Genomic DNA, 24,943 nt, shown 5'->3' with positions numbered 1-24,943 from the left:
GCGCAGCACCACCGCCGCCGGCCAGCCGGGGGCCCTGCTGCGCCGGCTGGTGCGGCAGGATCCGGAAACCCGCCGCTGGCTGGGCGAGTGGCAGCAGGAGGCGGGGGAGCGGACCGCCGGCGGCGGCCTCCAGCCGTGAGCCGTCTTGCCCTGTTCGGCACCAGCGCCGATCCCCCCACCCGTGGCCACCGGGCCCTGCTGGAGGGGTTGCTGGGCCTGTTCCCCCAGGTGGTCACCTGGGCCAGCGACAACCCCCTCAAGCAGCACGGCGCCCCCCTGGAGGTGCGCACCGCCCTGCTGGAGGCCCTGGTGGGAGCCATCGACGACCCCCGCCTCAGCCTTGAGCCGCAGCTCAGCAGCCCCTGGGCGGTGGAGACCCTGGAGCGGGCCCGGGTCCGCTGGCCCCAGCGGCAGCTGGTGTTCGTGGTGGGCAGCGACCTGGCCGGCCAGATGCCCCGCTGGAAGCGGGCCGACGACCTGCTGCGGGGTTGCCGTCTCGGCATCGCCCAGCGCCAGGGATGGCCGCTGCAGGCGGACGATCTGGAGCGGTTGCGCGATCTGGGAGCGACCGTCGACCTGCTGCCCCTGGCGATCCCTCCCAGCGCCAGCTCCCGGATCCGGGAGCGGCCCGATCCGGCCCAGGTACCGTCCGAACTCTGGCCCGTGCTGCTGCAGCACAATCTCTACGGCCTCTCTGAGCCCTGATGCGCCTCGCCCTGGCCCAGCTCAATCCCCTGGTGGGCGACCTGGAGGGCAACGGCCAGCGGATCCTGGCGGCCGCTGAGCGGGCCCGGGCCGGCGGGGCCGACCTGGTGCTCACCCCCGAACTGTCGCTGTGGGGCTACCCGCCGCGGGACCTGCTGCTGCGGCCAGCCCTGATCCAGCGCCAGGAGCGGGTACTTGCGTCTCTGGCGGCGGCCTGCCAGGACGATCTGGCGCTGCTGGTGGGGGTGGCCGAGCCGGCGACGGGCCGGCGCCAGCCCGGCCTGTACAACGCCGTGGCCCTGGTGCAGCGGGGCCGCTGGCGCCATGTCTGTCGCAAGCGCCTGCTGCCCACCTATGACGTCTTCGATGAGCGCCGCTACTTCCTGCCCGGCGACGCCCCGGCGGTGCTGGAGCTGGAAGCGGGTGGCCGCCCATGGCGGCTGGGCCTGACCATCTGCGAGGACCTCTGGGTGGAGGAGAACCTGCGCAACCGCTGGCCGGATGCGGTGGACCCGATCGCCGATCTGGTGCCGGGTCGGATCGACCTGCTGCTCAACCTCTCGGCCTCCCCCTTCGGCCGCGGCAAAGGGGAGGTGCGCCAGTCCCTGGCGGCCAGGGCGACGGCCCGGCTCGGGGTGCCGGTGGTTTACCTCAACCAGGTGGGTGGCAACGACGAGCTGGTCTTCGACGGTGCCAGCTTCGTGGTGACGGGAGCGGGGCGGCCGCTGCTGCGGCTGGCCTGCGCCAGCGAAGATCTGGGCTTCTGGGACGCCACCCCCCCTGCGGCGACCCGCCTCGCGGCCAGCACCGCCACGACGTCCGCCGCAACGCCGCCGGACCCCTGGGAGCAACTGCTGCGGGTGCTGGTGCTGGGGGTGCGCGACTACGCCGCCAAGTGCGGCTTCCAACGGGCCCTGCTGGGGCTGAGCGGCGGCATCGATTCGGCTCTGGTGGCGGTGATCGCTGCCGCGGCCCTCGGCTCTGAGCGGGTGGAGGGGCTGCGGATGCCCTCCCCGTTCAGCTCGGCCGGCTCTCTCGACGATGCTGAGGCCCTGGCCCGCCGGCTCGGCCTGCGCACCGCCACCCTGCCGATCGCGCCGCTGATGCAGGCCTTCGCCGCCGGCCTCACCCCCGAGCTGGGGGCGCCGCCGCGGGGGGTCACCGAGGAAAATCTGCAATCCAGGATCCGGGGCACGCTGCTGATGGCGGTGGCCAACGCGAAGGGGGGCCTGCTGCTCTCCACCGGCAATAAATCGGAGCTGGCGGTGGGTTACTGCACCCTCTACGGCGACATGAACGGTGGCCTGGCGGTGATCGGCGACCTCTACAAGACCACCATCTTTGGCCTCTGCGACTGGCTGGATGGGGCGGCCTCCGGCCCCTGCCGCGCCGCCCTCGGCTTGCCGCCCGATGGGGAGCTGATCGGCGCAGCGATCCGCACCAAGCCCCCCAGCGCCGAGCTGCGTCCCGACCAGCGCGACAGCGATTCCCTGCCCGATTACGGGGTGCTCGACCCCCTCCTCAAGGCCTTGATCGAGGCGCTGCGCACCCCGGAGGACCTGGTGGCCGAGGGGGCCGATCCGGCCCTGGTGGCCCGGGTGGCCGGGTTGCTGCGGCGGGCCGAGTTCAAGCGACGCCAGGCGGCACCGGTGCTCAAGGTGAGCGACCGGGCCTTCGGCAGCGGCTGGCGGATGCCCATCGCCTCGGCCTAGGGTTTGGCCACGATCGCCTTCGGGCGGCAATCCTTTTCGGCCCATGCCAGCTCCCGGCCCGGCACCCCTGGCGTCTCCGATGGCGAGCATCGGGGTGCCCACGGAAATCAAGCGCGACGAGCAGCGGGTGGCGCTCACCCCCGATGGCGTCCATGAGCTGGTGTCCCAGGGCATGGAGGTGCGCGTCCAGGAGGGGGCCGGCCTGGGGGCCGGCATCAGCGACGACGACTACCGCGCCTCCGGTGCCCGCATCGTCAGCTGTGAGGAGGCCTGGGCCGCCCACCTGGTGGTGAAGGTGAAGGAACCGCAGCCGCAGGAATTCGGCTTCCTGCGCAGCGACCTGGTGCTGTTCACCTACCTGCACCTGGCGGCCTACCCCGAGGTGGGCCGGGCCCTGCTGGAGGCGGGCACCACGGCGGTGGCCTACGAGACGGTGCAGCTGGAAGACGGCAGCCTGCCGCTGCTGGCGCCGATGAGCGAGGTGGCAGGACGGCTGGCGGCCCAGGTGGGGGCCCACCTGCTGGAGAAGCCCCACGGGGGGCGTGGCGTGTTGATCGGTGGCTGCACCGGTGTGCGGCCGGCCCGGGTGGTGGTGCTGGGGGCGGGCACGGTGGGCTGGAACGCGGCCCGCATCGCCGCGGCGATGGATGCGGAGGTGTTCCTGCTGGATCGCTCGCCGCACCGCCTGCGGGGGCTGGAAGCCGCCCGGCGCGGCCGGATGACGGGCCTGGTGAGCAGCCGCAGCCTGATCGAGCGGCTGGTGCCTGGGGCCGATCTGCTGATCGGCGCCGTGCTCCTGCCGGGCGGCCGGGCTCCCACCCTGGTGGGGGAGGACCTGGTGCAGCGCATGCGGCCCGGCTCGGTGATCGTCGATGTGGCCATCGACCAGGGGGGCTGCATCGCCACCAGCCGTGAGACCACCCACACCGATCCGGTGGTGACCATTCATGGCGTGCAGCACTACGCCGTGGGCAACATGCCCGGCGCCGTGCCCTTCACTTCCACCGAAGCCCTGGTGAGCGTCACGTTGCCCTACATCCTGGTGATGGCGGGGCGGGGCCTGCTCGAGGCGGTCACCGACCGGCCCGAACTGCTTTCCGGTCTGAACACCGTGGATGGGGCGGTGTGCCATCCCGGCGTGGCCAAGGCCCTGGGCGTGGCACCCCGCCATCCGATGGCCTGTCTGCGCTGAGTCGGCGGCGGGACCCTCAGGTGGCGGACTGGGCGGTAGCGAGAAAGATCACGGATCCGGGCTGGCCGCTGAGGGGATCAAGGGGTTCACGCATCTCCCTGACGACCAGGTCGTGGCGACTGAACAGCCGGATCCAGGATTCCATGGTGCGGAAATACCAGGGAGACGGCGCCCGGAAGGCCGGGGAGAAGCCGGCCCAGGAGCCCTCGCGCCATCCGTCTTCGTAGGGGTAGTCGGCGCAGACCAGCAGGGGGTGGAGGGTCTGCACCAGCACACAACCACCGGGAGCGAGCAGCTTCGGCAGGGCCTGAAACAGCTCGGCCAGACTGCCATTCCCCAGCAGGGAGAAGTTGGCCACCACCACGTCGAACTGTTCGTCGAGGCCGCCGGCAGCGATCTGCTGGTAGGTGAGTGCCTGGAAGCGGGCCCCGGGCGGGGCGCTTTCCGCTGCGATGGTGGTGAACTCGGCCACGGCGTCGATGCCGAACACCTCGATTCCCTGGCGGGCGCACTGATGGGCCAGCCAGCCTTCACCGCAGCCCAGATCCAGCAGGGTGCGTGGGGAGGCAGCGGTGATCGCTTCCAGGATCGCGCCATTGGTCACCCGTTCGCGGCTGAGAATCTCACCGCGGCGGATGGCCCGGGCCCAGGCGGCGGCATTGACGACCCAGGAGGCCAGGATCTGCCCCTCCAAGTCCGATTCCTGGGATGTCTGGTCCGAGGCTGGGGCAGCGTCGGCGTCATGGGACAGAAGCATGGGGAGCCTTGGCCAGGCCAAACTTAATCAGAGCTTAAAGGATGGATGAATGTTTGCTGAAGAGGCGTGGCGATGCCGCCCCCGGTCAGCGACTTCAACACGGCTGCCGTGAACTGTAGTCAATACGAATCAGAATCCGCATTGGAGCCTGACACCCAACCTCGAATCGGAGGACTGGGTCAGGCTGCCGGCTCAACCAGCAGCCCGGTGAGGTCATCGCTGCCGAACACCTGGCGGTAGGCGGCCGTGCTGGTGCAGAGGATCACCGGCACCGCCACCAGCAGCCCCACGAAACAGGCCAGCAGGCCCAGCAGCAGGATGGCGAATTCCACCAGCGCCAGCAGCAGCACCGAGCCCCACTGGGGATCGAGCAGGGTGCGCCCCTGGGTGATCGATTCGATCGGTCCGAGCCCCTGCAGCAGGGCGATCTGGGCCATGAATTTCTGGTTCACCGCCAGGTAAATCAGCACGGCGAACGCCACCAGAAAGGGCAGCACGGCCAGGACCTGGTTGAGCTGGGCGGCGCCGACCCCCACCAGGGCCGCCACCACCAGAACCGCGCCGAACAGGATCCCCAGCACCAGTCCGTTGCGGAACAGTCGCCAGCTGGCCTGGCCATCCCAGCGGATGAAGGTGCCAAGGTTTGGCTTGCCCCCCGCCAGGGCGCTCCAGGCGCCCCGGATCAGACCGGTGGTGCTCCAGAGGCTCACCAGCACGCTGAGGATCGAGCCCAACACCAGCCTGGCCAGCTGAAGCGTGGTGATGGCGTTGGCGGCTTCGGGGTCCACCTGGCCCTGGATCAGGGAGCAGAGGCTGCTCAGGACCCCTGCCAGCAGGGTGAAACCGATGAACACCCAGGGGGCCCGGGCGAAGGCCTGCCAGCCCTCCTTCACCGCCTCGATCACCTTGAGAGAGGACCCACCGGAGGGATCCTGCATCAGAGACACGGCCATCGAAGCTGGAGGGGGAGCGTTCCCGGGAGATTAGGCAGGGGGGCCCAGGCGGACAGCCTGCCGGTGGGAAGCGTTGCATCAGCTTCATTGGGTACGGATTCCCCGCGGCTGCTCGGGAGCCGGAACGCCGATGCCACCATGGCGGAGGCACCTCTGACCCCCTGAGCCATGGCGCGTGCTGTTGAGCGGGTGCTGGCCATGGTCCGGTCGCGGCTGTCGCGGCGGGTCGCCTTCTGGATCTTCCTCAACTTCCTTGTGGTGGAAGCTGTGGTGCTCATCCCCTCGGTGCTGCGCCAGGGCGAGCGTCTGGGGGAGCAGCTGGCCGCCGTGACGAACGCGAAGGTCGAATGGCTGGTGGCCAACGACCAGGCGAGCTCGTCCAAGCAGCTCCTGGACGCCGTGCGCCGGCTGCAGGGGCCGACGATGGTGCGGGCCATCGAGGGGGCGGCGCTCTACCGCGACTCCACCGGTGAGCTCCTGGGCCGGTTCGGCATGGACCCCGAGTTCGCCCCGGCGGCTGGGGGTCTGGAGGGGGCCACGGGCAGGTGGTTTCCTCTGAGCGGTGCCTACGACGCCGCTTGGGGCCCCGCCAGCCTGCAGGGTGATCATCGGCTCGTGATCCGCCATGCCGACGGCAGCCTCCGCGAAGGGCTGCGGGGCTACATCCTCAACATCGCCCTGATCGTGCTGGGGATCGCGGCCTTCCTCACCCTGATCACGATGCTGGTGATCCATCGGCTGGTGATCGGCCGGATCCTCGCTTTGCGCGATCGGCTCGATTGGGCCGGAGAGGCCCTGGGGCAGGGTGGTTCCCCGGATCCTGAGCAGTTCCTGCTGCCGCCGGGGCGACAGGATGAAGTCGGGGAGGTGGAAGCGGCCTTCAACCACTCCTTCCTGCGCACCTCGGCGGAGATGCAACGGCGGGTGGCGGCCGAGCGCAGCGCCCAGATCGAGCGCGACCGTGCCGAAACCCTGCTGCTGAACATTCTCCCGGCGCCGATCGCCGAGGAGATGAAACGGGGCCGACAGACCATTGCCGAAACCCACGAGGATGTGAGTGTGCTGTTCGCCGACATCGTCAGTTTCACCGAGCTGTCGTCACGGCTGTCGTGCCATGCCCTGGTGGATCTGCTCAACCGTGTGTTCACGGCCTTCGATCAGCTCAGTGATCACCACCGCCTGGAGAAGATCAAGACCATCGGCGACAACTACATGGTGGTTGGGGGTGTGCCCTCTTCCTCTCCCCACCACGCCGAAGCGATTGCCGCCATGGCCCTCGACATGCAGGCCTGGGTCGCGGGTTTCCGATCGCCGGAGGTCGGGCCGCTGGCCCTGCGCATCGGCATCCACAGCGGGCCGGTGGTGGCGGGTGTGATCGGCAGCCGGAAGTTCATCTACGACCTCTGGGGCGAGACGGTGAACATCGCCAGCCGGATGGAAAGCCATGGTCTGCCGGGGCGGATCCATGTGAGCGGAACCATGGCCCGGAAACTGAAGGACAGGTTTCCGCTGGAGGAGCGGGGACAGTTGCCGATCAAGGGCGTCGGTGCGATGACCACCTACTGGTTGCAGGACCCTGGCCTTCAGGGCAGCTGAAACGAACTCCGCTGGTCTCCCGAAGTCACGCCCACGGACTCAGCAGACCCCGGGAAGCAACAGCGGCAGCGTGACCCATGGGCCTAGGGCGTGGTTTCGGCGGCCTCCAGCAGCGCCATGGCCGCCTGGCGGGCATCGCTGGCCGCCCGGGGATTCCGCTGCAGGAAGGCCATCACCAGCGTTCCTTCGAGCAGCAACTGCAGCTGACGGGCCAGACCTTGCGGGTCACCGGCGCCCACGTCGCGGCTGAGGCCTTCCAACAGCTGGCGGCAGCCTTCCTTGAAGGCGAGGGCCGCTTGCCGCGGCAGATCGTCCGGAGCGGGGTACTCGCTGGCGGCCTTGATGAACAGGCAACCATGGAACCCCGGGGATCGAACCGCTTCTTCCAACCAGTCGAAAACGGCCAGGAGGCGCTCCCGGGGGTGTCCCGGTGCCGCCGCGATCCGCTCGGCCAGCGTGGCGGCGACGGCATCGGCACGGCGCTCGAGCACGGCGGCGATCAGCTCCTCCTTGGAAGCGAAGTGCTTGTAGAGAGTCATCTTGGCCACGCCGGCCCGGGCCAGCACGGTGTCGATGCCCACGGCCCTGTAGCCCTGCCGGGCGAAGAGCGCTTCGGCGGCATCCAGCAGCGCCTCCCGCTTGCTGGAGGTCCTGATGGCGGCGCTGCTTCCGGACATAGAGACCGATGAATCCGCTTCACCCTATCGAAGTAGACAGACCGGTCTGCTACTTTCAGTGCAGACAGACCTGTCTGTTCGACCGAATACCGGTTCCGTCCTTCCACCTCGCGTTGGTCCCATGCTCAAGCTCCTCGGCCACGAACTCTCCGGCAACAGCTACAAGGTGCGTCTGCTCCTGGAGCTGCTCGGTCTCGACTACGACTGGGTCCGCGTCGACCTGATGGCCGGCGAGCACAAGGGCGCCGCCTTCCTGGCCCTCAACCCCTTCGGCCAGGTGCCCGTGCTCCAGGACGGGTCCGTGACCCTGGCCGATGCCCAGGCCATCCTCTTCTTCCTGGCGGCGCGCCAAGGCGATGGGCAGTGGCTACCCAGCGATCCCCTCGAGCAGGCCCGGGTGGTGCGCTGGCTTTCCACGGCCGCCGGTGAGGTGCGTCAGGGCCCCGAAAGCGCCCGCCTGCACCATCTCTTCGGGGTGAAGGCGATCCCGATCGCGCGGGCCCATGAGAAGGCGGCCCTGATCCTCTCCCAGCTGGATCAGCACCTGCTCCACCGGCAGTGGCTGGAACTGGAGCGCCCCACCATCGCCGACATCGCGGTGTTCCCCTACGTGGCCCTGGCGGGAGACGGGGGGGTCGATCTGGCCCCCTATCCCAACGTTCGCGCCTGGATCGGGCTGATTCAGGCGCTGCCTGGGTATGTACCGATGGCCGGCCTGGAGGCCTGAGCGGAGTTTCCACCGATGAGCCAGCACTACCTGCATCGCCACCTCACCCCCGCCGTCCTGGAGGCCCAGCTCCAGGCCTATGGCCAGAGCCACGGGCCACCGCCGGCCCCGGAACCCGATCGCCTCAGTGCCAGGGAGATCACCTTCATCAGCGCCCGCGACAGCTTCTATCTGGCCAGCCTCACCGAAGCGGGTGCCCCCTACCTGCAGCACCGGGGCGGGCCGGTGGGCTTCCTGCGGGTGCTCGACGAACGCACCCTGGGGTTCGCCGATTACGGCGGCAACCGTCAGTTGCTCACCGCCGGCCATCTGCGCCGCGATCCCCGGGTGGCGCTGTTCCTGATGGATTACCCCGCCCGTCGCCGGCTCAAGATCGACGGGGAAGCGGAGGTGGTGCCGCTCGCTGATGATCCTCAGCTGGCGGAGCCGCTGGGATCACGGGCTGCGGTGGAGGTGGAGCGCCTCTTCCGCATCCGGGTGGAGGCCTTCGACTGGAACTGCCCCCAGTTCATCACGCCCCTGTTCACGGAAGCGGAGCTGGAGGCGCGGCTGCGGCCGTTGCAGGAGCGGATCATTGCCCTGGAGGATGAGCTCCGGGGTCTGCGCCGGCCCCGCTCATGACGATCCTTCCCCCCCTCGCTGGGGAAAGGGCCATGCACCTCCCCGGGCGGTCGGCTGGCGTAGTGCCCGCTCTCCAGCCACAGGCCGAAGGCCGCATCGAACAGGCGCCCGCTCACGATGAAGATCTCCTCGGGGAAGGCGTGGGCCTTGCCTCCGAAAGCGGCGGTGTCGGCCCCGGGCAGGAAGCGGGTGAGGCGGGTGAGTTCCCCGCTGGCCGGATCCTCACTGAGCACCAGTTCCTGCACCTGGTCCTCCAGGCCCTCGATCCAGCGCCAGCGATGGGCCTGCTCCGGCGCCAGCGGATTCCAGTAGGGGCTGGTGGTCTTGCTCATGGTGAGGGGATGGGAGCGGCCTAGGCGTGGTGAGCGTTGCTGAGGTGGGACTGGATCAGCGGGGCCAGCCGGTCGGCGTGATGCAGGCCGAGATCATGGTCGCCGCCCGGGATCACCTGCAGACGGGCCCGGGGCAGCCGCCGGGCCAGGCGCTCACCCACGGCGACCGGGCTGAACGGGTCGGCCTCCCCCCACAGCAGCAGGGTGGGTGCCGCGACCTCGGGCAAGCGCTCGGAGAGGTCCGTCGTTTCCGTGGCGAACCAGTCGGGGAGCTGGGACAGGCTGGTGCGGAAGCCGGGCCTCCAGTCGGCGGCCCCCAGCTCTGCCATCGGCAGGCCGCCGGAGGTGGCGCAGAGCACCAGGTGCGTCACCCAGCGGGGCCGGGCCAGGGCAGCCCGCAGGGCCAGGACCCCACCCATCGACTGGGCGATCAGGGCGCAGGGGCGATCCAGCGGCTCCAGCACCAGAGCCAGCAGGTCCTCAAAGCCTTCGACCCCCGGCCGGGACGGGGTGTCGCCGAAGCCCGGCCAGCCCAGGTGCAGCCGCTCGGCGCGGCAGACCAGCCGCTGCTCCAGGGGACGCCAGAAGTTGGTGTCGCCCGAGGCACCGGGGAGGAACAGCAGCCGCTCGGGCAGGCCCGTCAAGGCCAATCGGCCTCCACACCCACCAGGGCCGCACTCGCCTCCCAGAGCCGCCGGGCCAGATCGGCGTCCTGGCCTTCGGCGCTGGTGGCGGTGGCCTCGAACACGTGCCGGCCCGGAGCCGTGACGCGGTTGCGGAGGTAGGTGAAGCCGTTGACGGCGTAGGTGTCGTCGACGGCCAGGGCGGCCAGCAGCGCCCCGGCGTTCTCGACACTTTCGGTGAGGCGCAGCAGCGAGCGGGCCGCCAGGGCGAACAGCCGCTGGCCCAGCTCATTCGACTGGCGGCTGTAGCGCCAGAAGCCGCCTTCGCTGGTGGGCGGAATCACCAGCCCGGGGCTCCAGGCGATCACCGGGCAGGGCGTGCCGCATGCCTCCAGGCGGCGGGCGAACTCGCGGGCAAACAGCACGTTGCAGAGTTTGCTGTCCTTGTAGGCCTTGTCGGCATTGAAGCCGTCCGTGCCGTTCACCATCGTGGTGGCCTGGCCCGGCTGCAGGCCAGCGAGCGCGCCGAGGCCCGCGGGGGCGCCCACCTTTCCCCCCGCAGTGGTGGGGTCGTGCACCTCGCTGGCGGTGACCACCAGCCGTGGGGCTTGTCCGGCCGCCAGCAGGGGCCGCAGCTGGAGGGCCAGCAGGACATGGCCCAGATGGTTCACCCCGAAGCTGAGCTCATGGCCCTGGGCGGTGCGCCGCGGCTCGCGGGCACCGGCGTACTGCAGGCCGGCATTGAGCACCAGTGTGTCGATGGGGGTCGCCTGGGCGAGCAGGGCGGCGGCACAGGCCCGCACGCTCTCCAGATCGCTCAGGTCGCAGGCCTCGGCGGCGGGGGGCGTGCCCGAACCGGCCCGCTCCAGCACCCGCCGGCCGGCCGCCTCGGCGCTGGAGCGATCCCGGCAGAGCAGGGTGAGCCGGTGGCCGGCGCGGCAAAGAACCACGGCCGCCTCGAAGCCGATGCCGGAATTGCCGCCGGTCAGCAGGATGTGGCGCGCTGCGGCCAAGGGCGGACTCCTGCGGGCGGCGAAACGGGTGCCGTGATCCGGCACAGGCTAAGGAGCCGCGCCATGGGCAGCGGGCCGCTGGCTTGCCACGGTGCCTGATCTGGCACGGCTCACCCAACGCCCGTCCCAGGGCTGATCAGAACAGCTTGAACAGGTTGAAGCCCCCCTGCTTCTTGGGCTCCTCCTTCCCTTCACCCGCGACCGGATCAAGGCCCTCGAGGCCCTCCCCGAGGGGACGCATGGCGGTGGAGCGGCGCTCCAGGCTAAGCCGCCAGGCGGGGGCGCCCTTGGCGCTGTTCAGCAGCAGGGTGTCGCCGTAGGCGGTGAAGGTGAGCATCGCCATTCGCATCGCCGCCATGGCCTGGGCGCAGACCGCGCAGGTGGTGCGCTCCGGCCCCAGCAGCACGCCGCGCTGCACCAGCCGGGCCGCTGCCGGGGCCCGCAGATCGCCCGGCACCGAGCTGTCGGCCCAGGGCGCCTCGCTGGAGGTCCACACCACGATGTCGCCCTCCTGGCGGCCCAGGCCGGTGGCCATGGCCTGGTAGCCCAGGGCGGTGGGGATGGTCTGCCAGGCCAGTCGCTGGGCGCCAGCGGCTGTGGTGGTGGTCAGTGTCACCGGGGCCAGGAAGTCGTGGCTGCTCTCCACCTGGAAGCGGATCTCCGGCGCGTAGTTGCTCGCCACCACATGGCGGCCCACCAGCGAGGCCTGCAGCGGCACCGCCGGAGGCTCGTTGCCGGACGGCCAGCGGCCGCTGGTGAGGGGCGCGCCGCCAGCGGCGGGGCTGGTGGCCAGACGCCTGAGGCCCTCCAGGGCCTGGCGACGCTGCTCCGGCAACAGACCCTTCAGGGTGATGATCTCCGGCTGGCCGGCGCCGGCGCTTTCGGCACAGCCTCGGTAGATCAACAGCCGCCCCTGCGGCTCGGGGATGTCCTTGTCCTGCCACTGGCCGGGCTGCCCAGGGCTGTCGCTGCCGCTGCGCAACGGCAGTGCCGTGCCCATCGCCATGGCGGGCGCCTGCAACTGCAGCTCCAACTGGCGGCTGGTGCTGTTCAGCGAAGGGCGCCCGCCCATCATCATCCGCATGATGTCGGCGCCGCCCATGGCCATCGCCCCCAGGCCCGAGCTGGTGACGGCCTCGATCCCGTAAGTGGCCACCGGGGCGGCCTGCGGGGCGCCCGCTTTGGGCGTTGCCGCCAGGGCCGGCAGGCTCAGGCCGGTGCCGAGCGCAACCACCAAGGGGGCCGCCGTCTGCCGGATCCTCCGCTGACCTGCACCCATGCCGCCGCCGCCGCCCTAAGGGCGATCAATCTATGGGTCGTTGCCGATGGCTGCCCGTGCCCCCGCTGGAGTCCGCTGCCCCCTCCCCCCTGCAGCGCATCGATCAGGCCCTGTTCGACACCGTGGCGGCCGGCGCTGCCGGCTCACCGCGCCGGCGCCTGAACCACAACTTCCACGCCCCCTCCGATCGGGTGCAGCGCTTCCTCAATGTGTTGCAGATCGGCACCTACGTGCGGCCCCACCGCCATCGGCGCGAGCCACCCGGCGCCGGTTTCGAGTCTTTTCTGGTGCTGCAGGGGGAGGTGGGGCTGCTGCTGCTCGATGGCGGTGGTCGGGTGCTGGTCCGGGAGCGGATCAGTGCCGGCGGTCCCCTGTTCGGGATGGAGCTGGCCGAAGGGGTCATCCACACCCTGGTGGCCCTGAGCGCCGATGCGGTGCTGATGGAGATCAAGCAGGGTCCCTACGAGCCATCCGCTGACAAGGACTTTCTGGCCGGGTTCCCCCTGGAGGGCACCGAGGCCGCAGCGGTCCAGGAGCAGGCCTGGCGGGCCCTGTTCGACGACCGTCCTGCGGCTGGCGGCCCCTGAACAGCCCCCGGCTGAGGCCGTCAGGTCAGTTCAGCGCGGCGGCAGAAGCTGCAATGGCCCCAGCGGGCCATCTCCCCGGCCGGGGCCGGCCGGCCGCAGGCCGGGCAGTCCGCCATGCCGTGAACATCGCAGCGGCTGGGATGGACGGCCCAGACGTCCGCCTCGCTCTGGCCGCCCGGCGTGCTGGGGGCGCCGGGGTGGTGCTGCTGCACCCGCACGTCCCGCACCACGAAGCCAGCCGCCCGCAGCGAACCCAGCAACTGGTGGCGGTTGTACTGCAGGGCCTGCAGCCACGGCCCCGGCGCCGCACCCACGGTCAGCAGGCCCCCCTGCAGCTGCAGGGGGCGGCAATGGGGGGCCAGCTGGGGGCCGGCGATCCGGGGCCATTCCCGCCACAGACCGGCCAGGTGGCCGTCGCGGCGCCAGTCCTGCTGGAGGTTGTCGAGGCAACTCGCCAGGGCGCTGACCGGCGCTCGGGGGGGTGGCATCAGCAACGAGATGTTGCCCACCCGGCGCGTCTGCACCGCCTCGCTGATCCTGCGACGGGAGCCGCTGCCATCGGCTTGGCGGCGCTGGCGGGAACGGGAGGGCTCCATGCGCTCACGCTAGGGGTGCGGCAATCCGCTGGCCATTGGAGGGGGCTGACCGGCTGCTTCTGGCTACTGTTAAGTACTGCAATAGCCCCGCTTCCATGGGTTTCTTCGATCGGCTCAGCCGCCTCCTGCGCGCCAACCTCAATGACCTGGTGAGCAAGGCGGAGGATCCGGCCAAGATCCTTGATCAGTCCGTGGCTGACATGCAGGCCGACCTGGTGAAACTGCGCCAGGCCGTGGCCACGGCCATCGCTAGCCAGAAGCGGCTGCAGAACCAGGCCGAGCAGGCCGAGGCCCAGAGCCGCACCTGGTACGAGCGTGCCGAACTGGCGCTCAAAAAGGGTGAGGAGGACCTGGCCCGTGAGTCCCTCTCCCGCCGCAAGACCTACACCGACACCGCCGCCGCCCTCAACGCCCAGCTGACCGGCCAGGCCGGCCAGGTCGACACCCTCAAGCGCAGCCTTGCCGCCCTCGAGGGCAAGATCGCCGAGGCCAAGACCAAGAAGGACATGCTCAAGGCCCGCGCCCAGGCGGCCCAGGCCCAGGAGCAGCTCCAGAACGCCGTGGGCAGCCTGAACACCAACAGTTCGATGGCCGCTTTCGACCAGATGGAGGAGAAGGTGCTGAACATGGAGGCCCGCAGCCAGGCCGCCGCCGAGCTGGCCGGTGCCGATCTGGAAAGCCAGTTCGCCGCCCTGGAGGGCAGCAACGTCGATGAGGAGCTGGCGGCCCTCAAAAACCGGCTGGAAGGCGGCAAGACCCCCATCTCCCTGCCCATGGAGGGCGGTCCGGCCCCCCAGCTGGAGCCGGTCAAGGTGGCCGAGGTGAATGCCGAGCTCGAGGAACTGCGCCAGTCCATCGACAAGCTCTGAATTCATACAATCGGGCCACAGCCGTCCCGAACGCCGTGCCCGCCGACGTCGATTCCCCCGTCCTCGCCCTCACCGATGCCAACTTCCAGGCGTCGGTTCTGGAGGCTCCGGGCCCGGTGCTGGTGGACGTCTGGGCGGCCTGGTGCGGCCCCTGCCGCCTGATGGCTCCCCTGATGACCTGGGCCGCCACGGCCTATGCCGATGCCCCCGGGGGCGCCCTCACCGTCGGCAAGCTGGAGGCCGATCCCAATCCGATCAGCCGCGACAGCCTCAAGGTGCAGGGTCTGCCCACCCTGGTGTTGTTCCGCGATGGCCTCGAAGTGGCCCGCCATGAAGGCGCCATGGCCCAGTCCCAGCTCAAGGCGTTTCTTGATGCCCATCTCTGAGCGCCTGTCGCGGCTCGGCAGCGGCGTCTTCGCCCGCAACGACCAGCGCAAGGCCGCCTACAGCGCCCGGGCCGCCGCCGGCCGTGGCCCCGATGGCGCTCCCCTGCCGCCACTGCTCGACCTCTCCCTCGGCTCCACCGACCTGCAGCCTCCGCCCGTGGCCCTTGAGGCCATCACCGCGGGTCTGGCCAGGCCCGAGAGCGCGTCCTACTGCCTCCACGCCGCCACCTTGCCCTTCCGCGAGGCGGTGGCGGCCTGGGCGCAGCGCCGGTTCGACGTGGCGGTGGACCCGGAAACGGAGGTGCTGTTGCTGGTGGGGTCCCAGGAGGGCACAGCCCATCTGCCGCTGGCGGTGCTCAATCCCGGCGATCCGGCCCTGCTGCTCGATCCTTACTACCCCTCCCACATGGGCGGATTGCACCTGGCCAGCGCCGAGCCAGTGCTGCTGCCCCTCGATGCCGAGGCCGGGTGGCGACCGGATTTCGACCGGCTGTCCCCCAGCCAGTGGCAAGCCCTCAAGCTGATGGTGCTGGGCTTCCCCCACAACCCCACGGCCACGACCGGCGAGCAGGCCTGGCTGGACGCGGCGGTGGAACGGGCCCTGCGCCACGACGTGGTGCTCGCCCACGACAACCCTTACGTGGATCTGGCCCTGGAGGGGGAGGCCCCTGCCCTGCTGCGCCACCCCGCCTGGCGGCGCTGTGGCATCGAATTCTTCTCGTTCTCCAAAAGCTGGTGCCTGGGCGGGTACCGGCTGGCCTTCGCCATCGGCGCCGAGGAGCTGATCACCGCCCTGCGCCAGCTCAAGGGGGTGGTGGACTTCAACCAGTCCCTGGCCCTGCAGGCCGGAGCCATCGCCGCCCTGGAGCAGGCCCCCCACTGGCCCCAGCAGCTGCGCGGAGTCTACCGGGAGCGCCGCGACCGGATGGCCGCCGCCCTGGAGGCCCAGGGCTGGCCGCTGCGGCTGCCGTCGATGGCCCTCTACCTGTGGCTGCAGATCCCTGAAGTGGCGCGGGCTCGGGGCCTGGATTCGGAGCGTTTCTGCGCTGCCCTTCTGGAGGGCACCGGTGTCTGCCTCACTCCTGGCAATGGCTTCGGCCCTGGTGGCGAGGGCTGGCAGCGGCTGGCCCTGGTGCACCCGGCTGGCGAGCTGGAGGATGGGGCGGCCCGCATCGGCGACTGGCTGCGGCGGTTTTGATCGGCGCGATCGGGGCCCAGCGGCGGGCGCTGCCTGACGCCCCTGCGTCTCCCCTTGCCTGGCGGCTGCGGGCCCTGCCGGTGTGCGCCAGTACCGAGACGGAACTCGATCGCTGGCTGGCCGCTGATCCGCGTCTTGCCGGCTCCGGGCCGCTGCGGACCCCCCGGGCCGTGGTCGCCGGCCGCCAGCGCTTCGGACGCGGCCAGCAGGGCCGCCCCTGGTGCTCGCCTCCCGGAGGGGTCTGGTTAAGTGCGGCCCTGCCCTGGCCCGCCGCTGCCGATCTGGCTGCCGCTCCTGGCCTGGCGGCGGCGGTGGGACTGTGCCTGCGGCTGGAGGCCCGGGGGCTGACGGTGCGGCTCAAGTGGCCCAACGATCTGCTGCTGGTCCCTGCTGATGCTGCCAGCGATGGTGCCGCACCGCTGAAGCTGGCTGGCCTGCTGCCCCGGCTACGCCTGCGGGGGGGCGCCTGCCGCTGGGCCCGCGTGGGGGTGGGGCTCAACGCCGCCAACCGGGTGCCTGCCGGTGCAGTGGCCGTGGCAACGGTGCTGGGCCCAGGGCGCGCCGATCCATTGCTCTGGTGTGGGGAAGTGCTGGCGGCCCTGGAGTGGGCCATGGCCTGGGCCGGGCAGCCCGAGGAGGTGCGCCGGCTGGCGGAGCGGCGCCTGATGCTGCCCGCTGGCCCCATCCGCCTTGACGGCGACGATTGGCGCCCGGCCGGGCTGGCGAGCGATGGCGGCCTGCGGTTGGTTCACGGACCACGGGAGCGGGTGCTGCGCCGCTGTTTCGGCGCGGGATGAGCGCCCCCCTTACAGTGTGTTTCGCCTTTCCCTGACATGGCCCCCAAGCCCCTCACCGCCCTGACGGCCCTCACGGCCGGCGCCACGGTCTCCTGGCTGGCCATGCCCCTGGTGCTGGCCCAGGCCGTTCCTGGTGCCGAAGCGCAGGCTCCGCCGGCCGAGGCCCCAGACCCGGCGCCGGTACTGCGCCCGTCAGTGAGGATCGCCGCGCCGGTCACCCGCCCCGAGTTCCAGGCCCCGGTCCAACCCTTGGCGCCGCCACCGCCGGTCAGCGGCGAGGCTCCTCCGGCCACCCTGCGTCCTGGAACGGCGGAGCGCCGCCCCGAGCCGGTGCGCCGCTTCGATGCTTCCCTCGATGCTCTGGTTCGCGAAGGGGTGGTCACCCCTGGCGAACGGGTGCGGGTGCGCGGCTCCCTGCTCTCGCCCCAGGAGGCGGCTACCCGCAGCAAGGCCTGCCGTGCCGGGGCCCTCTCGGTCCAGGAATGCAACAGCGGCGTGATCATCATCGGCCGTGGCCGCAAGGATGGTCTCTCGGACGGCCTGGGCGAGGGGGATCTGGTGGCCGGGGGGCGCGGCATCGGCTTCGGCGGTTTCGGCCTCGACGCCTCCCCCCTTCCGCCGATCACCGTCCCCGTCAGCGCCCTGCTCACCGGCGCCGGCGGCAGTTTCCGGCTCACCGACGTGTTCCGGGTCACCCCCCGGCCGGCCCCGATCGGCGGCAATGGCAACCAGCGGTTGCTCTTCCCCCTGATCGGCTCAGCGGTCACCACCAGCAATTTCGGCTGGCGCCTGCATCCGGTGATCGGCAGCTGGCTGATGCACGCCGGCCGCGATCTGGCGGCCCCCGAGGGCACCCCGGTGGTGGCGGCCCTCTCCGGTCGCGTCGTCAGCAGCGGTCTGGCCGGCGGCTATGGCCTGGCGGTGGAGATCGAGCACGACCGCCCCCGCCGCCGCACCCTCTACGGCCACCTGTCCGAGCTTTACGTCAAGGACGGCGAGATGGTGCGTCAGGGTGAGGTGATCGGCCGGGTCGGCAGCACGGGCCTGAGCACCGGTCCCCACCTGCACTTTGAGCTGCGCCTGCCCGAGGATGGCGGCTGGGTCGCGACTGATCCGGGTGATCTCGACCCCGGCGGCAGCCTGTTCGCCGGCCTGGCTGGTCCGGATGGCCGTGGTGCCACCGACGCGGTGGCGTTGCTGATGGGCCAGCTGATCGCCACCCTGGAACGGCCCCGCTCGCCCCTGCCCCTGCCCGGTGAAACGCTGCCCCTGCCGGCGGGACGCCCTTCACCCGGCTGAGTCCTGGGCTGTTGCTGCCGTCGCGTTGCGCAGAGTGCTCAGCCGCTGATGCGGCCGTCACGGAAGTGCACCACCCGGTCGGCCCTGGCGCCCACCTCGCTTTCGTGGGTCACCAGCAGGATCGTGATGCCCTGGGCATTGAGATCACCGAAGAGGCTGAGCACCTCCTCGGTGGTGTGGGAATCGAGGGCGCCGGTGGGCTCGTCGGCCAGGAGCATGGCCGGATCGTTGATGATCGCCCGGGCCAGGGCCACCCGCTGCTGCTGGCCCCCTGAGAGCTGGTTGGGCTTGTTCTCCAGCCGGTTGGACAGACCCACCCGATCCAGGGCCGCCAGGGCCCGCCGGCGCCGCTCCTCCTTGGGGATGCGGGCATAGATCATCGGCAGCATCACGTTGTCGATGGCACTCAACTGGGGCAGCAGATGGAACTGCTGGAACACGAATCCCAGCTGCTGGTTGCGTAGATCGGCCAGTGCGTCGTCGTCGAGGCTGTCGACATCGGTGCCGTTCAGCCGGTAGCTGCCAGCACTGGGCCGGTCGAGGCAGCCGAGGATGTTCATCGCCGTGCTCTTGCCGGAGCCACTGGCCCCCATCACCGCCAGGTAATCGCCCTGCTGCACCGTCAAGGAGAGGTCATCGAGGGCTCTGACCTCGGTATCGCCACTGCCGTAGATCTTGGAGACGTGGACCAGCTCGGCCACCGGTGGGTTGGGAAGATCCATGGTCTGCAGGCTAGGAACTCAGCCCAGTGGAGCGATGGCCGCGGCGGCGATGGCTTGCTGCAGGATCGGGGTGCCGGCCACGGTGGAACTGGCCCAGTCGAACAGCGGACTGGAGAGAACGCCGCCGACGGCCGTGATCACCACGCAGCCCACCAGGGCCGCCCGCAGGGGCTGCATGCCGGCCAGATTCCAGGTGATGGCGGGGTAGGCCTTGACCACATCGGAGGCCTCCTGGGGTTCTTTGACCACCATCATCTTGATCACCGAGATGTAGTAGTAGATCGACACCACGGAGGTGACCAGACCCACCACCACCAGCAGGTATTGATGGTCGGCCCAGCCGGCGAAGAAGAGGTAGATCTTGCCGAAGAAGCCCAGCATCGGCGGGATGCCACCGAGGGAGAGCAGGCACAGACTCAGCCCCAGGGTGATCAGGGGATCCTTCTGGTACAGGCCGGCGTAGTCAGCGATGCGGTCGCTGCCGGTGCGCAGCGAGAACAGGATGATGCAGGCGAAGGCGCCCAGGTTCATGAACAGATAGGCCGCCATGTACAGCACCATTGCCGAGAAGCCATCCTCGGTGCCGCACACCAGACCGATCATCACGAAGCCGGCTTGGCCGATGGAGCTGTAGGCCAGCATCCGCTTCATCGAGGTCTGGGCCAGGGCCACCACGTTGCCCAGCACCATGCTCAGCACCGCCAGCACGGTGAACAGGAACTTCCACTGGGCATCGAAGCTCTCGAAGCAACCCACCAGCAGCCGCACCGCCAGGGCGAAACCGGCGGCCTTGGAGCCCACCGACAGAAAGGCGACCACCGGCGTAGGGGAACCCTCATAGACGTCAGGCGTCCACTGGTGGAACGGAACCGCCGCGATCTTGAACGCCACCGTGGCCAGCACGAACACCAGGGCCAGGGCGGTGATCGGCGAGGCGCTGGTCTGCAGGGCCAGTCCGATGGTGGCCAGGCTGGTGGCACCGCCGCTGAGGCCGTAGAGGAGTGAAGCGCCGTAGAGGAACACCGCGGCGGCGGCCGATCCCACCAGCAGATATTTCAGGGCCGCCTCGGAACTGCGGGCATCCCGCTTCATGTAGCCCGCCAGCAGGTAGCTGGCGACCGAGAGGGTTTCCAGGGAAATGAAGATGCTCACCAGGTCGGTGGAGCCGCACAGGAACATGGCCCCGAGGGTGGCGGCCAGCAGAATCGCGGCGTATTCGCCCATCGGCGTACCGCTGCGCTCCACGTAGCGCCAGCTCAGCAGCAGGGAAATCAAGGTGGAGGCGGCCACCACCGCCCGGAAGGCGATCGCCAGGTTGTCGGCCAGGAAAGAGCCGAGGAAGGAGGGCTCCAACGGGCTGTCCCACTGCAGGGCCAGCAGCACCAGGGAGGCCCCCAGGCCGCCGTAACAGATGGGCGGCACCCAGCGGCTGGCGGTCTTCTCACCGGCCAGGTCGACCACGAGGCAGACGACCAGGGTGAGCAGGACGGCCACTTCCGGAGCGATCGCCCCGGCATTCAGCTGCAGGGCCAGTGCGCCGGTGCCCAGGCCCGAAGCAATCGCCTCGGCGGCGGAAGCGGCCGTGGTGACGGAGCTCGCTGCTGCCAGAAACAGGTCTGCCACAGGGTTCGGGGAGGCACGCGATGTGGCGGACTGTAGCGGCCATCTGGGGGGGAGGTCTGGTGCTCCGATACCCGCCGGGTCCGCCGATGCGATAAAGAAGGAAGCGGTATCGCGCCTTCCCGTGGCCCACACCCTGGTCATCGTCGAGAGCCCCACCAAGGCCCGCACCATCCGGGCGTTCCTGCCCAAGACCTTCCGGGTGGAGGCGTCGATGGGCCATGTGCGCGACCTGCCCAACAACGCCAGTGAGATTCCTGCGGCCCACAAGGGCGAGAAGTGGGCCAACCTCGGCGTCAATACCGCCAACGCCTTTGAGCCCCTCTACGTGGTGCCGAAGGACAAGAAAAAGGTGGTGAAGGAGCTCAAGGAGGCCCTCAAGGATGCCGACCAGTTGCTGCTGGCCACGGACGAAGACCGGGAAGGGGAGAGCATCAGCTGGCACCTGCTCCAGCTCCTGGGGCCGAAGGTGCCGGTGAAGCGGATGGTGTTCCACGAGATCACCAAGGAGGCCATCGGTCGCGCCCTCGACCAGACCCGCGACCTCGACATGGAGCTGGTCCATGCCCAGGAGACCCGCCGCATCCTCGATCGCCTGGTGGGCTACACCCTCTCGCCCCTGCTGTGGAAGAAGGTGGCCTGGGGCCTGTCGGCCGGACGGGTCCAGTCGGTGGCGGTGCGGCTGCTGGTGCAGCGCGAGCGAGCCCGCCGCGCCTTCCGCAGCGGCAGTTACTGGGATCTCAAGGCCGGCCTTGCGCAGGCGGCCATGCCGTTCGAAGCCAAGCTCACCCACCTGGGGTCCGAGCGCATCGCCGGCGGCTCCGATTTCGACGAGACCACCGGCGGCCTCAAGCCGGGCAGCAAGGTGAAGCTGCTCAGCGAAGCCGAGGCCGGTGCCCTCAAGGCCGCCGTGGAAAGCTCCCCCTGGCGGGTGTCGGCGGTGGAGGAGAAGCCCACGGTGCGGCGGCCCGTGCCCCCCTTCACCACCAGCACCCTGCAGCAGGAGTCCAACCGCAAGCTGCGGCTCTCGGCCCGCGACACCATGCGCACGGCCCAGGCCCTTTACGAGCGGGGTTTCATCACCTACATGCGCACCGACTCGGTGCACCTCTCCGACCAGGCCCTGACGGCGGCGCGCAACTGCGTCGGCGCGATGTACGGCAAGGAGTTTCTCAGCCCGGAGCCGCGCCAGTTCAGCACCAAGGCGCGCAATGCCCAGGAGGCCCACGAGGCGATCCGGCCCGCCGGCGAGAGCTTCCGCACGCCCAAGGATTCCGGCCTCGATGGCCGCGATCTGGCCCTCTACGAGCTGATCTGGAAGCGCACCGTGGCCAGCCAGATGGCCGACGCCCGGCTCACCCTGCTGGCCGTCGACATCGAAGCGGCGGGCGCCACCTTCCGGGCCAGCGGCAAGCGCATCGACTTCGCCGGCTTCTTCCGCGCCTATGTGGAGGGCAGCGACGACCCTGACGCGGCCCTGGAGGGCCAGGAGGTGCTGCTGCCGTCGCTCGCCGTTGGTGATGCCCCTGTCTGCCGGGCCGTGGAGGCCCTCGGCCACCAGACCCAGCCCCCCGCCCGCTACAGCGAGGCCGCCCTGGTCAAGACCCTGGAGAAGGAGGGCATCGGCCGACCCTCCACCTACGCCAGCATCATCGGCACCATCGTCGACCGGGGTTACGCCACCCTGCAGAACAACTCCCTCACCCCCAGCTTCACGGCCTTCGCGGTGACGGCCCTGCTGGAGGAGCACTTCCCCGACCTGGTGGACACGGCCTTCACATCGAAGATGGAGCACACCCTCGACGAGATCTCCACGGGCAAGGTCTCCTGGCTGCCCTATCTGGAGGGCTTCTACAAGGGGGAGAAAGGCCTGGAGACCCAGGTGCAGCAACGGGAGGGCGACATCGATCCCGGCATCTCCCGCACGGTGGTGCTGGAGGGGCTGCCCTGTGTGGTGCGCATCGGCCGTTTCGGTGCCTACCTCGAGACCAAGCGGGTGGCCGACGACGGTAGCGAGGAGCTGCTCAAGGCCACCCTGCCCCAGGAGATCACCCCCGCCGATCTGGACGCCGAGAAGGCCGAGCTGCTGCTGCGCCAGAAGGCCGAAGGTCCCGAATCCCTCGGGGAGGACCCCGAGAGCGGCGAGCAGGTGTACCTGCTGTTCGGCCAGTACGGCCCTTATGTGCAGCGCGGCCAGGTGAGCGAGGAGGTGCCCAAGCCCAAGCGGGCCTCCCTGCCCAAGGGCGTCAAGCCCGAGGACCTCAGCCTGGAGGACGCCCTGGGGCTGCTGCGGCTGCCCCGCCACCTGGGTGAGCATCCCGATGGGGGCAAGGTGCAGGCCGGTCTGGGACGCTTCGGCCCCTACGTGGTCCACGACAAGGGCAAGGGGGAGAAGGACTACCGCTCCCTCAAGGCCGAGGACGACGTGCTGGCTGTGGGCCTCAGCCGGGCGCTGGAGCTGCTGGCCATGCCCAAGAAGGGCCGCGGGGGTCGTACGGCCCTGAAGGATCTCGGTGCCCCGGAGGGTTCCGAGGAGTCGATCCAACTGTTCGACGGTCCCTACGGGCTGTACGTCAAGCAGGGCAAGGTGAACGCCTCCCTGCCGGAGGGCACCACCGCCGACACCATCTCCCTGGAGCAGGCCGTGGAGCTGCTGGCTGCCAAGGCTGCTACCAGCAAGAGCGCCGCCAAGGCCCGCAGCGCCACCAGGGCTGCCACCAAGACCACCTCCAAGGCGACGGCCGCCAAAAAGGCAACCCCCAAGCCAGCCGCCGCCAAGAAGCCCCCCGCCACCACCAAGTCCGGACGGCTGCGGGCCAGCGCCGTGCGGGTGATCAAACCCGCGGGCAGCTGATGGCACCACCCCGCCCCTCCCTTTCGCTGGCGGGAACCCTGCTGACCCTGCCCCTGCTGCTCTCGGCCTGTGGTGGTACGGCCTTCGGCGACGCCCTGTCGCGCAGCTTTTCCCGTGCGCCAGCCGCACCAGCCTCCCCCCCGGCCACCACCCCCAGGACAGCGACCTCCGCCACCCCAGCGCCATCTCCAGCCGCCCCGGCCCGCCCTGCGGAACCCCTCGCCCGTCCGGCGGCCCCGGCCACCCCGGTGACCCCCGTGGCGCCGGCCGTCCAGCCAGCCCCCTACCGCGTCACCATCCGCCTGCCCCTGGCGGACCCCTCCGCCCCGGCTGAGGTGGTCACCAAGGCGCTGCGGGCCGCCGGGGTGCCGTTTGAGGTGGAGACGATCGAGCGCATGCCAGCGGCCGGCACTCCGGCCACGGAGACCCCCGCCACCGGCAGTGTCGCCCCCGCCACCGGCAGCGCGGCCCCCGCCTCCCGTCCGGCGCCGGCGCCGCGCTGAGCCGATGACCCCTCCCTCCCGGCGGCAGCTGAGCCCTCGTCAGGCGCGCCAGCTGATGGACACCGCCTACCTGGCGGCCTCCACCGCCCTGTTGTGGGTGGCGCTCTACTACCTGCCGGTGGGCAGTCCCCTGTTCCGCCTTGCCCTGCCCCTGCCCCTGGCCCTGCTGCAGCTGCGCCACGGCTGGCGCTGCGCCCTGGAGGGGGTGGTGGTGACGGCCCTGCTGCTGGTGGCCCTGATGGGGCCGATCCGCGGCCCCCTGGTGCTGTTCCCCTACGGGCTGCTCTCCCTCTGGTTGGGCTGGGGCTGGCGCCGCCGCAGCAGCTGGTGGCTGACCCTGGGGGTGGGCGCCCTGATCGGCGCCGGTGGCTTCCTGGTGCGGGTGGCTGTGCTCTCGGTGCTGGTCGGGGAGAACCTCTGGGTGGTGATCACCACCGCTGCCGCCAACCTGCTGGACCGCCTGGCGGGGGTGGTGGGCCTGGCCGGGGGCTTTGACCTGGCCCAGGTGCAGGTCGCGGCCCTGCTGCTGGTGCTGTTGCAGAACCTGATCGTGGTGTTGGCCCTGCATGCCGTGGCCTACTGGATCTTCCCAAGGCTCGACCTGCCGATCAGCGAACCGCCGCCCGCCCTGCGCGGCCTGGTGGCCCTCGACCCCCTTTGAGCCAGTTGCGGCGGATCTGCGGTTCCCCGGCCGCCGCCGACCGCTGGTGCGGGCCCTGGCGGCAGGGCTGGCGCCACTGCGAGGTGCTGGTGCTGCTGGCGGCCACCGACACCGCCGCCGTTCCCGGCATCTCCGCCGCCGGTGCCACCCCCAGTTCCCGGCGCCGTACGGCGGCGGCTGATGCCGAACTGCTGCTTCTCGGTCCCGCCGGGGAGCGTCCCCATGCCCTGCCGCCCCTGCCGGCTGGGGTGTCCCCCGCCCTGATCAGCCATGTGGTGCTGCGGGAGTTGGCCCTGGACCCCCTGGTGGTTGATCTTGGCTGCCCGGTGGCCCCGGCGGTGGCCCACCTGCGGTTGCCGGGGCTGGCCGGTGGCGGTCCGGCCCGCTGCCTGAGCAGCGGCGAGGCCCTCGATCCGGGGCGGCTGGAGGCCCTGCTGGCCCTGGGCCGCCGCTGGGGCGAGGGCCTGTCCCCCGGGCGCCCCCTGCTGCTGGCGGAATGCGTTCCCGGGGGCACCAGCACCGCCTTGGCCGTGCTGGTGGGGCTGGGGGTGGCGGCCCACGGGCTGGTGAGCGGCAGCCTGCGCCACCCTGACCATGGCCGCAAGGCGGCGCTGGTGGAGCGGGGGCTGCGGGCAGGGGGCCTCTCCGGCAGCGCGGCAGGGGA

24 protein-coding genes and 2 pseudogenes are annotated in these 24,943 nt (G+C 70.7%); 16 read left to right on the top strand and 10 right to left on the bottom strand.

The features are described 5' to 3' along the window. Positions 1 to 135: 135 nt before the first annotated feature. The 3 genes from VB739_RS11575 to ald are packed head-to-tail and all read left to right on the top strand — an operon-like array spanning position 136 to position 3,609. On the top strand, positions 136 to 705 hold the full coding sequence (locus VB739_RS11575; RefSeq protein ID WP_323357209.1) for a nicotinate-nucleotide adenylyltransferase: 570 nt from the start codon (positions 136 to 138) through the stop codon (positions 703 to 705). Further along, entirely contained in the window at positions 705 to 2,417 is a 1,713-nt protein-coding gene (locus VB739_RS11570; protein ID WP_323357208.1) for an NAD+ synthase, read from the top strand. The genes VB739_RS11575 and VB739_RS11570 overlap by 1 nt, the downstream gene beginning before the upstream one ends. A gap of 43 nt (positions 2,418 to 2,460) precedes the next feature. Further along, the gene (gene ald, locus VB739_RS11565) at positions 2,461 to 3,609 is read left to right on the top strand and encodes an alanine dehydrogenase (RefSeq protein ID WP_323357207.1); all 1,149 of its coding nucleotides are present in this window, start codon (positions 2,461 to 2,463) and stop codon (positions 3,607 to 3,609) included. A 16-nt stretch (positions 3,610 to 3,625) separates the two neighbouring features. Here ald and VB739_RS11560 read toward each other — a convergent pair whose 3' ends face one another. Both VB739_RS11560 and VB739_RS11555 read right to left on the bottom strand, forming a co-directional pair. Beyond that, positions 3,626 to 4,303, bottom strand: coding sequence for a class I SAM-dependent methyltransferase (locus tag VB739_RS11560; RefSeq protein WP_323357206.1), 678 nt, complete (start codon positions 4,301 to 4,303; stop codon positions 3,626 to 3,628). A gap of 242 nt (positions 4,304 to 4,545) precedes the next feature. Continuing rightward, positions 4,546 to 5,319: a hypothetical protein gene (locus VB739_RS11555; protein ID WP_323357205.1), complete on the bottom strand. Its 774-nt coding sequence runs from the start codon at positions 5,317 to 5,319 to the stop codon at positions 4,546 to 4,548. A 168-nt stretch (positions 5,320 to 5,487) separates the two neighbouring features. On the opposite strand from VB739_RS11555, the gene VB739_RS11550 reads away from it, so the two are divergent. Next, the gene (locus VB739_RS11550; RefSeq protein WP_323357204.1) at positions 5,488 to 6,915 is read left to right on the top strand and encodes an adenylate/guanylate cyclase domain-containing protein; all 1,428 of its coding nucleotides are present in this window, start codon (positions 5,488 to 5,490) and stop codon (positions 6,913 to 6,915) included. Positions 6,916 to 6,998: 83 nt separating this feature from the next. On the opposite strand, the gene VB739_RS11545 is transcribed toward VB739_RS11550, so the two are convergent. Further along, positions 6,999 to 7,592, bottom strand: a complete 594-nt coding sequence (locus tag VB739_RS11545) for a TetR/AcrR family transcriptional regulator (protein WP_323357203.1) — start codon at positions 7,590 to 7,592, stop codon at positions 6,999 to 7,001. 121 nt (positions 7,593 to 7,713) lie between these two features. Between VB739_RS11545 and VB739_RS11540 the strand changes: the two genes are divergently transcribed. After that, positions 7,714 to 8,319, top strand: a complete 606-nt coding sequence (locus tag VB739_RS11540) for a glutathione S-transferase (protein ID WP_323357202.1) — start codon at positions 7,714 to 7,716, stop codon at positions 8,317 to 8,319. 15 nt (positions 8,320 to 8,334) lie between these two features. Continuing rightward, positions 8,335 to 8,940 (top strand): pyridoxamine 5'-phosphate oxidase family protein, encoded by a 606-nt coding sequence (locus tag VB739_RS11535; RefSeq protein WP_323357201.1) that lies wholly within the window; start codon positions 8,335 to 8,337, stop codon positions 8,938 to 8,940. Between the two features lie 26 nt (positions 8,941 to 8,966). On the opposite strand, the pseudogene VB739_RS11530 reads toward VB739_RS11535, so the two are convergent. From VB739_RS11530 to VB739_RS11515, 4 genes and pseudogenes are all read right to left on the bottom strand, one after another. Beyond that, positions 8,967 to 9,272: pseudogene (locus VB739_RS11530) on the bottom strand (cupin domain-containing protein); the annotation flags it as partial. A 20-nt stretch (positions 9,273 to 9,292) separates the two neighbouring features. After that, positions 9,293 to 9,916 (bottom strand): alpha/beta fold hydrolase, encoded by a 624-nt coding sequence (locus VB739_RS11525; RefSeq protein WP_323357200.1) that lies wholly within the window; start codon positions 9,914 to 9,916, stop codon positions 9,293 to 9,295. After that, entirely contained in the window at positions 9,913 to 10,908 is a 996-nt protein-coding gene (locus VB739_RS11520) for an SDR family NAD(P)-dependent oxidoreductase (RefSeq protein ID WP_323357199.1), read from the bottom strand. Before VB739_RS11520 ends, VB739_RS11525 begins: the two co-directional genes overlap by 4 nt. A gap of 136 nt (positions 10,909 to 11,044) precedes the next feature. Beyond that, the gene (locus tag VB739_RS11515) at positions 11,045 to 12,145 is read right to left on the bottom strand and encodes a hypothetical protein (protein WP_323357198.1); all 1,101 of its coding nucleotides are present in this window, start codon (positions 12,143 to 12,145) and stop codon (positions 11,045 to 11,047) included. Positions 12,146 to 12,243: 98 nt separating this feature from the next. On the opposite strand from VB739_RS11515, the gene VB739_RS11510 reads away from it, so the two are divergent. Continuing rightward, positions 12,244 to 12,774: a WbuC family cupin fold metalloprotein gene (locus VB739_RS11510; RefSeq protein ID WP_323357197.1), complete on the top strand. Its 531-nt coding sequence runs from the start codon at positions 12,244 to 12,246 to the stop codon at positions 12,772 to 12,774. A 20-nt stretch (positions 12,775 to 12,794) separates the two neighbouring features. Here the strand turns inward: VB739_RS11510 and VB739_RS11505 are convergent, their stop codons facing one another. Next, positions 12,795 to 13,370 carry a DUF721 domain-containing protein gene (locus VB739_RS11505; protein WP_323357196.1) on the bottom strand — a complete coding sequence of 192 codons (576 nt, stop codon included), beginning with the start codon at positions 13,368 to 13,370 and terminating at the stop codon, positions 12,795 to 12,797. A 95-nt stretch (positions 13,371 to 13,465) separates the two neighbouring features. Here VB739_RS11505 and VB739_RS11500 point away from each other — a divergent pair, with 95 nt between their 5' ends. Genes VB739_RS11500 through VB739_RS11480 form a run of 5 tightly spaced genes read left to right on the top strand, consistent with a single transcriptional unit; the run spans position 13,466 to position 17,919 of the window. Further along, positions 13,466 to 14,239 carry a PspA/IM30 family protein gene (locus tag VB739_RS11500; protein WP_323357195.1) on the top strand — a complete coding sequence of 258 codons (774 nt, stop codon included), beginning with the start codon at positions 13,466 to 13,468 and terminating at the stop codon, positions 14,237 to 14,239. A gap of 35 nt (positions 14,240 to 14,274) precedes the next feature. Further along, positions 14,275 to 14,625: a thioredoxin family protein gene (locus VB739_RS11495; RefSeq protein ID WP_323357194.1), complete on the top strand. Its 351-nt coding sequence runs from the start codon at positions 14,275 to 14,277 to the stop codon at positions 14,623 to 14,625. After that, positions 14,612 to 15,823 (top strand): aminotransferase class I/II-fold pyridoxal phosphate-dependent enzyme, encoded by a 1,212-nt coding sequence (locus tag VB739_RS11490; RefSeq protein ID WP_323357193.1) that lies wholly within the window; start codon positions 14,612 to 14,614, stop codon positions 15,821 to 15,823. Before VB739_RS11495 ends, VB739_RS11490 begins: the two co-directional genes overlap by 14 nt. After that, positions 15,820 to 16,620: a biotin--[acetyl-CoA-carboxylase] ligase gene (locus VB739_RS11485; protein ID WP_323357192.1), complete on the top strand. Its 801-nt coding sequence runs from the start codon at positions 15,820 to 15,822 to the stop codon at positions 16,618 to 16,620. Before VB739_RS11490 ends, VB739_RS11485 begins: the two co-directional genes overlap by 4 nt. A gap of 36 nt (positions 16,621 to 16,656) precedes the next feature. Then, positions 16,657 to 17,919, top strand: coding sequence for a M23 family metallopeptidase (locus VB739_RS11480; protein ID WP_323357191.1), 1,263 nt, complete (start codon positions 16,657 to 16,659; stop codon positions 17,917 to 17,919). A 38-nt stretch (positions 17,920 to 17,957) separates the two neighbouring features. On the opposite strand, the gene VB739_RS11475 is transcribed toward VB739_RS11480, so the two are convergent. Both VB739_RS11475 and VB739_RS11470 read right to left on the bottom strand, forming a co-directional pair. Then, positions 17,958 to 18,641, bottom strand: a complete 684-nt coding sequence (locus tag VB739_RS11475; RefSeq protein ID WP_323357190.1) for an ABC transporter ATP-binding protein — start codon at positions 18,639 to 18,641, stop codon at positions 17,958 to 17,960. A gap of 18 nt (positions 18,642 to 18,659) precedes the next feature. Further along, positions 18,660 to 20,201 (bottom strand): NAD(P)H-quinone oxidoreductase subunit N, encoded by a 1,542-nt coding sequence (locus tag VB739_RS11470; RefSeq protein WP_323357210.1) that lies wholly within the window; start codon positions 20,199 to 20,201, stop codon positions 18,660 to 18,662. Between the two features lie 184 nt (positions 20,202 to 20,385). Here VB739_RS11470 and topA point away from each other — a divergent pair, with 184 nt between their 5' ends. The 4 genes and pseudogenes from topA to VB739_RS11450 all read left to right on the top strand — a co-directional run. After that, entirely contained in the window at positions 20,386 to 23,115 is a 2,730-nt protein-coding gene (gene topA / locus VB739_RS11465; RefSeq protein WP_323357189.1) for a type I DNA topoisomerase, read from the top strand. Further along, complete coding sequence (locus VB739_RS11460) at positions 23,115 to 23,618, top strand: hypothetical protein (protein ID WP_323357188.1); 504 nt, start codon at positions 23,115 to 23,117, stop codon at positions 23,616 to 23,618. Before topA ends, VB739_RS11460 begins: the two co-directional genes overlap by 1 nt. A gap of 4 nt (positions 23,619 to 23,622) precedes the next feature. Further along, positions 23,623 to 24,279: a DUF2232 domain-containing protein gene (locus VB739_RS11455; RefSeq protein WP_323357187.1), complete on the top strand. Its 657-nt coding sequence runs from the start codon at positions 23,623 to 23,625 to the stop codon at positions 24,277 to 24,279. After that, positions 24,276 to 24,943 (top strand): annotated as a pseudogene (locus VB739_RS11450) (NaMN--DMB phosphoribosyltransferase); the annotation flags it as partial. The gene VB739_RS11455 and the pseudogene VB739_RS11450, both read left to right, overlap by 4 nt.

It is taken from the genome of Cyanobium gracile UHCC 0281, from assembly GCF_034931305.1.
GTDB lineage: Bacteria > Cyanobacteriota > Cyanobacteriia > PCC-6307 > Cyanobiaceae > Cyanobium > Cyanobium gracile_A.
This window is presented reverse-complemented; position numbering and strand designations above follow the sequence as displayed.